The sequence below is a fragment of the Roseivivax halodurans JCM 10272 genome, assembly GCF_000521785.1.
Lineage (GTDB): Bacteria > Pseudomonadota > Alphaproteobacteria > Rhodobacterales > Rhodobacteraceae > Roseivivax > Roseivivax halodurans.
Map to the genome: position 1 here is coordinate 98,965 of NZ_JALZ01000012.1, position 9,312 is coordinate 108,276.

Annotated in this window: 7 protein-coding genes, 1 tRNA gene and 1 pseudogene; 6 read left to right on the plus strand and 3 right to left on the minus strand. The window is 65.3% G+C overall.

What is annotated here, in order from left to right; genetic code table 11:
- Positions 1–29: 29 nt before the first annotated feature.
- Complete coding sequence (locus OCH239_RS12590; protein WP_037263153.1) at positions 30–557, minus strand: hypothetical protein; 528 nt, start codon at positions 555–557, stop codon at positions 30–32.
- Positions 558–685: 128 nt separating this feature from the next.
- Here OCH239_RS12590 and OCH239_RS12595 point away from each other — a divergent pair, with 128 nt between their 5' ends.
- From OCH239_RS12595 to OCH239_RS12615, 4 genes are all read left to right on the plus strand, one after another.
- Complete coding sequence (locus OCH239_RS12595) at positions 686–1,633, plus strand: phytanoyl-CoA dioxygenase family protein (RefSeq protein WP_037263209.1); 948 nt, start codon at positions 686–688, stop codon at positions 1,631–1,633.
- Between the two features lie 83 nt (positions 1,634–1,716).
- Positions 1,717–2,721: a porphobilinogen synthase gene (gene hemB, locus OCH239_RS12600; RefSeq protein ID WP_037263156.1), complete on the plus strand. Its 1,005-nt coding sequence runs from the start codon at positions 1,717–1,719 to the stop codon at positions 2,719–2,721.
- Positions 2,722–2,841: 120 nt separating this feature from the next.
- Complete coding sequence (locus OCH239_RS12605; protein ID WP_037263159.1) at positions 2,842–3,399, plus strand: lipid-binding SYLF domain-containing protein; 558 nt, start codon at positions 2,842–2,844, stop codon at positions 3,397–3,399.
- Between the two features lie 630 nt (positions 3,400–4,029).
- A complete protein-coding gene (locus OCH239_RS12615) occupies positions 4,030–5,040 on the plus strand; it encodes a glycosyltransferase family 4 protein (RefSeq protein ID WP_051489456.1) in 1,011 nt (336 codons plus the stop codon).
- A 17-nt stretch (positions 5,041–5,057) separates the two neighbouring features.
- Here OCH239_RS12615 and OCH239_RS23885 read toward each other — a convergent pair.
- Together OCH239_RS23885 and OCH239_RS12620 are read right to left on the minus strand one after the other, a co-directional pair.
- A pseudogene (locus OCH239_RS23885) lies at positions 5,058–5,294 on the minus strand (adenosylcobinamide-GDP ribazoletransferase); the annotation flags it as partial.
- 179 nt (positions 5,295–5,473) lie between these two features.
- Positions 5,474–5,548: transfer RNA gene (locus OCH239_RS12620), tRNA-Val, on the minus strand.
- A gap of 648 nt (positions 5,549–6,196) precedes the next feature.
- On the opposite strand from OCH239_RS12620, the gene OCH239_RS12625 reads away from it, so the two are divergent.
- Complete coding sequence (locus OCH239_RS12625; protein ID WP_037263163.1) at positions 6,197–7,888, plus strand: glycine/sarcosine N-methyltransferase; 1,692 nt, start codon at positions 6,197–6,199, stop codon at positions 7,886–7,888.
- A 129-nt stretch (positions 7,889–8,017) separates the two neighbouring features.
- Positions 8,018–9,199 (plus strand): methionine adenosyltransferase, encoded by a 1,182-nt coding sequence (gene metK / locus OCH239_RS12630; RefSeq protein ID WP_037263165.1) that lies wholly within the window; start codon positions 8,018–8,020, stop codon positions 9,197–9,199.
- Positions 9,200–9,312 lie beyond the last annotated feature (113 nt).

The following is a 9,312-nucleotide window of genomic DNA, read 5'->3' on the forward strand; positions in this document are numbered from 1 at the left end:
GCGTCAAATGGGCCAGAGGTGGGTCATCGTCAACTGCCGAACGGACCGAGGACGAAGTTCATGTACATCCCCCACAGCGTCGTGACGAGCACCGACACCATGCCGATGCCCTGGATGACCATCCGGTGGCGGGTGAACGTCCCGCGCAGCTCCGGCCCGGCGATCCCTCTTGCACGGATCCGCCTTGCGGTTCGCACCGAGAGAAGACCGATCAGCGCCATGGGCAGGCCAAGCAGGAAAACCGCCTGCGCGATCTCGACGCCGAACCCGAAACCGAGCACCCCGAGCATCGTGAGCAGGAACGACCCTCCGGCGGCAAGGAGGAGCCCAGCCTCCTCGGCGATCTGCAGGATGCGCGTCACGTTGATCCGGGCGAGATCCTCGAAATCTTTCTGCGCCGCGCCTCCGAGGCGCCCGGCGCGGCTGACCATGTCGTAGGGAACGCCGAGGATCCAGTGACTGGCTGTCGACCACATGACCGCGAGCGCGATCCAGAACCACAGGTTCGAGAAAGAGCGCATGTCGATCACTTCGAAGACCTTAGCGTAAACGTCCAAGCGCCGCCCCCTCGTTCTCACCCGAAAAGCGTTTGAGTTCCCCCGGTTGCGGTAGCGCAAGTGCAGGAACGACCCGTGTCGGCGGAGAATTGGCCGACCACACGCTCAATGACAAGGAAGGAGACGACATGCCTCTCGAGTTTGCGGCCCGCCGGGACACTCAGGGCACGGTCGAGGACCTGTATCCCACCCGCCATCCGGACCGCGAGACCTGGCTCGACCGCGTCGACCCCGTGGTCTGGTCCGAGGACCATTCCGGCGCGCCGATCGGCCGCGAGGCGATCGAGGACTTCGAGCGCGATGGCTTCCTGGTGCTGAGGGATCTCTTTTCGCCCGAGGAAGTGTCTGGTCTCGTCGAGCGCGCCGCGCAGCTGCGTGCGAGCGGTAGGGATCTGGCCGGCGAGGACGTCGTCATGGAACCCGGATCGGACGAGGTGCGCACGATCTTCCGGCTGGACGAACAGGACGAGATGATGGATGCGCTGGCGCGGGACCAGCGGGTCGCGGGCACCGTGTCTCACCTTCTCGATGACGACGTCTACCTCCACCAGTCGCGTCTCAACTACAAGCCGGGCTTCACCGGCAAGGAATTCTACTGGCATTCGGACTTCGAGACCTGGCACGCGGAGGACGGCATGCCCCGGATGCGGGCCATTTCCGCCTCGCTCCTGCTGACCGACAACCGGGCTCATAACGGTGCGCTGATGCTGATGCCGGGCTCGCAGAACGTCTTTGTTTCCTGCCAAGGCGAGACGCCCGACGCCAACCACGAAAGCTCGCTGCAGAAGCAGGAGGTCGGCACGCCCTCGCAGAAGAGCCTCGCCGATCTCGCCGCGATGCACGGGATCACCGATGCCGAGGGCCCGGCGGGCACACTGGTGCTCTTCGACTGCAACACGATTCACGGATCGAACGGGAACATCACGCCCGATCCGCGGTCGAACGCGTTCTTTGTCTTCAACGCGGTGTCCAACGCGATGGTCGAGCCCTTCGCGGCCAGCGGCGCGCGGCCCGATTTTCTGGCCGATCGCGGCGCACCGGAAGCGCTCTCGCTACGCTCGGGCTCCCTCGTCTGATGAGCGCCTGAGTTCTGGGGCTGGACTTGCTGCCCCCCCTTCGGGCATCTCGGGCCGCAGAACACACGGTCCGAGGTATCCCGATGCAGCCCGTCCAGGCCCCCTTCCCCGCCACCCGGCATCGCCGCACCCGCGCCAGCGCCGCGCTTCGCGCGCTGACCCAGGAGAACATGCTCTCCCCCGCGGATTTCATCTGGCCGGTTTTCGTGCGCGACGGCGAGAATGTGCTCGAGGAGATCCCCTCGATGCCGGGTGTCCACCGGCGGTCCGTGGACAAGGTCGTGGAGGCCGCGCGCGAGGCGGCGAGCCTCGGTATTCCGGCGATCTGCCTCTTTCCCTACACCGCCCCCTCGCTCAAGACGAAGGATTGCGCCGAGGCGTGGAACCCGGAGAACCTCTCGAACCGCGCCACCCGCGCGATCAAGGAGGCTGTCCCTGAGCTTGCGGTGATGACCGACGTCGCGCTCGATCCCTACAATATCGACGGCCAGGACGGCTTCGTGCGCGAGAGCGACGGCTACGTGGTCAACGACGAGACCGTCGAGGCGCTGGTCAAGCAGGCCCTCAGCCAGGCCGCTGCCGGCGCCGACATCATCGGTCCTTCGGACATGATGGATGGTCGCATCGGCGCGATCCGCGCGGCGCTCGAGGCCGAGGGGCACAGAAACGTCTCGCTCCTGAGCTATTCGGCGAAATACGCCTCCGCCTTCTACGGGCCCTTCCGCGACGCGGTCGGCGCCTCGGGCGCGCTCAAGGGCGACAAGACCACCTACCAGATGAACCCGGCCAATTCCGACGAGGCTCTGCGGCTCGTGGCGCGCGACCTTCAGGAAGGTGCGGACATGGTCATGGTCAAGCCTGGTATGCCATATCTCGACATCTGCCGGCGCGTGAAGGACGCCTTCGGGGCGCCGACCTACGCCTACCAGGTGTCGGGCGAATACGCGATGCTGGCGGGCGCCGCGCGGAACGGTTGGCTGGACGGCGACCGGGTGATGATGGAAAGCCTGATGGCGTTCAAGCGCGCAGGGTGCGATGGCGTGCTCACGTATTTTGCGCCGGCCGCTGCGCGTCTCCTCAACGGGTAGCGGGTATACGCCCATTCCGGCCCATCATTGGTGACTTTCCGCCGGTCTTGGGGTAGCTTTCGGAGCAACCGGCAGGGAAATAGCCGGACCACGCAGTTCAGGCAGAAAAAGAGCAGTTCAATGACAGATTTCTCTCGGCGCGGGATCCTTCTCGCGGGTGGGTCGGCCGCATTCCTCGCCGCATGCAACAACAGCGTGGGAAGCCAGGGTCCGGCGCGCATCGACGCGCGGGTCGACGCAACGCTCCGCGCCCTCTACAGCCAGTATCCCGGCACACAGCAATTGCGCGACAAGTCTGCGGGCATTCTCGTGATGCCTCTGGTGACCGAAGCGGGGCTCGGCCTCGGCGGCGCCTACGGACGTGGCGCGCTGCAGGTGAACGGAGCGACGGTCGACTATTATTCGACGACGCGCGCTTCGGCCGGGCTTCAGATCGGCGCGCAGCAATACGCGCATGTCCTCTTCTTCATGACCGAGGACGCGCTCATGACCTTCCGCCGCTCTCCGGGATGGACCGCCGGCGCCAATGTCGAATACGCGATCCCCGAAGGCGGCGAGACCCTCGCGGCCGAGACGCTGACCTCGACCTCGCCGGTGATCGCGGTGATCTTCGCGCAATCCGGACTTCGGGCCGGCGCGACGATCGAGGGCACGAAGTACACCCGGATCATCCCCTGACCTCGGTGAGGGCGCCCGGCTGACCGACTTCGACCGCCTCCTGGCGGTCTAACGGAGCGGCTCCGGGCGCCCGCAGAATGTTGCGCCTTCTGGATCCGGATCGTCGCTTCGGTTCGGTTGTGCGGATCGATCACGCGGCAGCCTGCTCTGGCGCTTCGCGACCGGCTCGCGGGTAGCATCTTCGTCCGCCATGCCGCGGGTCAGCCGTTCCGAGCTGCGCGTGCCTGCGAAGGTCGCGAGCCTTCCAATCCTCCAGGCTTTTCCGGATTCGGCACCGCTGGCAGAGACTTAGACCGAAAAGCAACCCTATCCGGGCGGATAGATCACACTCCCCCTGTCCTCTCTCCCTCTCCAATGGCGGGCCATACGACGCGAAGCACGCAAGTTACCGGTGGTACAACGCACCGACTTTTCGAGCCCCCGCCCCATGATGCTCCTTGATCACCTCGCTTCCATCGCCGGTCCGCAGATGACCTATGGCCTCGACGCTTCGGCACCAGAGAGACGAAGAACGTCCTTGGCTCCATCGTGCCCCCCCTTCGCCAAAGAACCGAGGAAATCGCTGTTCGCCCTTGATGGTGCCGATGCGATTGCCACGTTCGGCACCGAACCCGTCGGAGGCGTTGCTGCATGACCCGTATCGTCCATCTCGTCGACGACACCCCTCCGGAAAGCCTCGGCCGTTACCTCGATTTTCTCACCGGAAGTTCCGAGATGGGCTTCGGCCGCCACATGGTCGTTCCGGTCCTGAAGAACCGCGCGGGTGGTCTCTCCATCGAGGCGGACGTGATCGTGTCTCACCTACCGATCAGCTGGCGCGGAATGCCCGGGTTGATGTCGCTGCGAGCCCGACACACCGGAACCCCGATGGTCCATGTTGAGCATGAATATTGCGAAGGGTTCGCCGAGGCGAATGTGGCGGGCAAGCGGCGCTTCAAGACCCTGCTCGCCTCGGCATATTCGATGTTCGACCGTGTCGTTGCGGTGAGCCCCTCGCAGGCCGCCTGGTTCCTTCGTCTGGGAGTGGTGTCGAAGGGCGAATTGACGGTGATCCCGCCCAGCGTCGATCTTGCCTCCTTCCGCGCCGTGCCCGCGCCTGGGGGGCCGGCAAGGGTCTTCGGGGCCATTGGGCCGTTCCAGACGCAGACTGGCTTCGACCTCCTTGTACGTGCCTTTCGCCGGGTCGAGGATCCCTCTCTCCGACTGCGCCTGATCGGAGACGGTCCGGAGCGCGAGACGCTTGAAACATTTGCCAAAGGGGATCCCCGGATCGAAATTCGCCCGTTCGGGGCGAACCGCGCCGCCGCGCTGGCGGGCGTCGACGCGGTCGCCATGCCGTCACGCTGGGAGCCCTTCGGTCTCGGAGCGCTCGAGGCCCGAGCGGCTGGCCGCACGGTCATCGCCGCCCATGTCGACGGGCTCGCCGATCAGGCCTTCGAGGGCGTCCTGCCTGTACCGTCGCCGACCCCCGAGGCCTGGGCCGCCGCAATCCGGACCCTCGCGCGCCTCCCCTTCGATCAGGAACGCGCGCCCGGCCACGAGGCACGCACAGCGTCGAAATGGTCGGAGTTTCTCGCCATGATCCGTCGAGAGCAAGCCGCTCTCGGCACGGCTCCCCTCGATGAGCAAGGCTGCGCGTGAGGCTCGACGGTCTCGAAAACGATGAAGGCGGCACCGAGACCATCACCGGCGTATCCGCCGATGCAACGCTGCGCCAAGCGGATCACGATCGCAACCGGCTCCAAAGACACCAGTACCGCCATGACAGACGACAGGCCGGCGCCGACTAGGAGCGCGAAAGCCGTTCCGCATCCGGCCCGGAGCGGTTTCATATTCCCGCCTCCGACCGAATGCCCAAGACCGTCACTGCGCGCCGGCGGAAGAACCTGCATCATCCCCTGAAGCGCTGACCCCCGCTGACTCAGATCGCCAGCCCAGGCAGCAGGGTCATCACCGGTCCATCTCCATCAATACCCCGGCCCAAGCGCCGGAAACGGCTGCCAGTCGCCGGCTATTATCATTGCTGCGGGTCGTTTGGAGCGCCGCAGACTTAGATGAACGTCGTGGGGGAACATGGTGGGTGATAGAGGATTTGAACCTCTGACATCTTCGATGTGAACGAAGCGCTCTACCACTGAGCTAATCACCCGACGACGGCGCTCTTAGACTCGCGTCGCAGCAGGCGCAAGGGGCCTCGCGCAAATTACGCGGGACATGTCTGCGGGCATTCCAACGCCGCGGGACGGGGCAGTTCTGAGCCGCCGCTGGCGTCGAGATGCCCTCCATTCCGAACGGCCGGAGGGCTCGTCCTGCAGCGCTTCCACCTTTTGGGGCGATCTTACCAGATCAATACCGTGGCTTCGCCGAGCGTTAAATCGCTACGGCGAAGGCGCATTCCAGGTCAGTCCGGCGCTGAATGCCGCAAACGCACCGAGGAATAAAGTTCTGTGTCATATCAATGACTAGACGTACATATTTTCGAGTTTGGCATCTTTCAGTTGTAAAATTGCGAGTGATTGGTAATTCTTCCGGCAGTCGGACCCGCCACAGCGGTACTCCAGTCGCCGACACCGGATCATCGCGATAAGACGATCCGATCAAGACCGACACGCTGTCGCTTCGACGGCGCCCCCTTGATGGGCGCTGCAAGCTGACGCGGCGGCTGAAACGAAACAATCTGCGCTACCACGGTGCCACCCGCGGCGCCGGGAGCCCGAATTATGTCCGCCGGTTTCGCTTGCGAGGCCGGAGCAGCACTCACGCGGCCGCCACTTGCCGCAGCACAGGGAGACACAGAGTGACCGACGCTGCCCGCAACACCAACTTCGAACTCGATCTCGACGCGCAGACCTACGGCCAGGACCCTCTCGAGGACCGCGACACGGATCTCTACCGCGGCGAATACGTCATGGCCTTCGTCGAGAAATGGGACGAGTTGATCGACTGGCGCGGCCGTGCCGAGGCCGAGGGCCAATTCTTCATCGATATCCTGCGTGCCCGCGGCAAGGAGACGGTGCTCGACGTCGCCGCCGGCACCGGCTTCCACTCGGTACGGCTGATCGAGGCGGGCTTCAACGTCACCACCGCCGACGGCTCCGCTGCTATGCTCGCCAAGGCGTTCCAGAACGGACAGGAGCGCGGGCATATCCTCAAAACCGTGCAGGCCGACTGGCGCTGGCTCAATCGGGACATCCAAGGCAAGTACGACGCGATCATCTGCCTCGGCAATTCCTTCACGCACCTGCACGAAGAGCAGGACCGCCGCCGCGCGCTGGCCGAGTTCTACGCCGCGCTCAAGCACGACGGCATCCTGATCCTCGACCAGCGCAATTACGACGCAATGATCGACCACGGCTTCTCGTCGAAGCACCGCTACTACTATTGCGGCGACCGCATCTCGGCGGTGCCCGATCATGTCGACGAGGGCCTCTGCCGGATGCGCTATTCCTTCCCGGACGGCGAGGAATACACCCTCAACATGTGCCCGATCCGCAAGAGCTACATGCGGCGGCTGCTGAGCGAGGCGGGGTTTGCGCGGGTGCGCACCTATGGCGACTTCCAGGAAACCTACGCCGAGGACGAGCCCGATTTCTTCATCCATGTCTGCGAAAAATCGACCATGCACATGGTTCGCTGGGGCGGCGGTCAGCGCGAGGCGGGGGAGGCCGATGTGCGCGACGTCGCGGAGGATTACTACGACAGCGACGATGCCGACACGTTCTACTCCCTCGTCTGGGGCGGTCAGGATCTGCATATCGGTTGCTACAATTCCACCCGCGATATCCGCACTGCCTCGGACGTCACCATCGACCGGATGGTCGAGGTCTTGCCGACGATCACAGCCGACACCCGCATACTCGATATCGGCGCGGGCTATGGCGGGGCGATGCGCAAGGTCGTCAAGGAGAACGGCGGGACCGCCACCTGCCTCAACATCTCCGAGATCCAGAACGACACCAACCGTCTGCGCAACCGCCAGCAGGGCTTCTCTGACCGGATCGACGTCATCCACGGCGTCTTCGAGGACATCCCCGAACCCGCGTCGAGCTTCGATGTCGTCTGGAGCCAGGACGCCATCCTGCACTCCGACCAGCGCGAGACGGTGCTGCGCGAGGTCTGGCGCGTGCTGAAACCGGGCGGCCATTTCGTCTTCACCGATCCGATGCAGTCAGACGACGCCGATCCCGGGCAGTTGCAGCCGGTCTACGACCGCCTCCAGCTCAATTCGCTTGGCTCGCCCGGCTTCTACCAGAGGGCGGCGCAAGAGATCGGCTTCAAGCTTGTCGCCTGGGACGAGATGACCACTCAGCTGCGCACGCATTACGACCGCGTCCGGGACGAGCTGCTCGGCAATTACGACACCCTCAAGGACAGCGGCGCCTCGACCGCCTATCTCGACAAGATGGCCGTCGGCCTCGAGAACTGGGTCCGTGCCGCGGATGCCGGCAACCTTTCCTGGGGCATCCACGTCTTCCGGAAGCCGGAGTGATCGCCGGGTCCGGCGGGGACCAGCGCGCCGGACCGTGATCCAGACGAAACATCACCATAACAGCGCCCGAAGACCTGCTGAGTGCGGGTCGGCGCCCCGACCGATCCAACAGGAACAGGGAGTATCGATATGCCCAAGACCTGGCTCTTCACCAGCGAATCCGTCTCCGAAGGCCATCCGGACAAGGTGTGCGACCGGATCTCGGACACGATCCTCGACGCCTATCTGAGCGAGGCCCCCGACGCTCGCGTGGCCGTCGAGACGCTCGCCACCACGAACCACGTGACCATCGCCGGCGAGGTGCGCGGGCCCGAAGCCGTGCGCAATGCGGTCGAGGACCATGTCCGCGCCGCGATCCGCGACATCGGCTACGAGCAGCCCGGCTTCGATCACTCCAGTGTCGAGGTCATCAACCGCCTGCACGCGCAGTCGAGCGACATCGCCATGGGTGTCGACGAGGGCGACAAAGGCGAGGAAGGCGCCGGCGATCAGGGCATCATGTTCGGCTATGCCTGCCGCGAGACCGAGGAGCTGATGCCGGCCCCGATCCAGTTCGCCCATCGCATCCTGCGGCTCATGGCGGAGGACCGCAAATCGGGCACGCGACCGGAATTCGGCCCCGACGCCAAGAGCCAGGTGACGTTGAAGTACCAGGACGGACGGCCGGTCGGCATCGACGCCATCGTCGTCTCGACGCAGCACGCCGAGGGCGTCAGCCGCGAGGAGGTACGCGAGCTGGTGAAGCCGTATCTGTCGAAGGCCTCGCTCGAGGGCTGGACCGTCAGCGACGACCGCCTGTTCGTGAACCCGACGGGGCGGTTCGTGCTCGGGGGTCCCGAGGGCGATGCGGGCCTCACCGGGCGCAAGATCATCGTCGACACCTACGGGGGCGCGGCGCCGCACGGGGGCGGCGCCTTCTCCGGCAAGGACCCGACCAAGGTGGACCGCTCGGCCGCCTATGCCGCCCGCTATCTCGCCAAGAACGTCGTGGCGGCGGAACTGGCGGACAGATGCCAGATCCAGCTTGCCTACGCGATCGGCGTGCCGGACCCCGTTGCCGTGTACGTGGAGACATTCGGAACGGCGCGGGTCGACGAGGTCAAGCTAGGCGAGACGCTGCGCGAGATGGTGCGCCTCACGCCCCGCGGCATCCGCGAGCAGCTGGGCCTGCTGCGTCCGATCTATGCGCGCACCGCGGCCTACGGCCATTTCGGCCGCCCGGTCGACGAGGACGGCGGCTTCGGCTGGGAGCGGACGGATCTCGCCCGCGATCTCGCCGCAACGTTCGGCCACAGGATCGCCGCGGAGTGACATCTATTTCCGGGGGTCCGCTCGGGATCTCCGGCCAGACACGAGACATGAACGGAGACATCACATGCCTGCCGAAGATATGGCCCCCAAGGCCGCCGACTACATCGTCAAGG

What these genes read in the sequence shown, in the direction of transcription:
- hemB (WP_037263156.1), top strand. Translation starts at nt 1,717, where the DNA reads ATGCAGCCCGTCCAGGCCCCCTTCCCCGCCACCCGGCATCGCCGCACC.
- OCH239_RS12615 (WP_051489456.1), top strand. Translation starts at nt 4,030, where the DNA reads ATGACCCGTATCGTCCATCTCGTCGACGACACCCCTCCGGAAAGCCTC.
- OCH239_RS12605 (WP_037263159.1), top strand. Translation starts at nt 2,842, where the DNA reads ATGACAGATTTCTCTCGGCGCGGGATCCTTCTCGCGGGTGGGTCGGCC.
- OCH239_RS12595 (WP_037263209.1), top strand. Translation starts at nt 686, where the DNA reads ATGCCTCTCGAGTTTGCGGCCCGCCGGGACACTCAGGGCACGGTCGAG.
- metK (WP_037263165.1), top strand. Translation starts at nt 8,018, where the DNA reads ATGCCCAAGACCTGGCTCTTCACCAGCGAATCCGTCTCCGAAGGCCAT.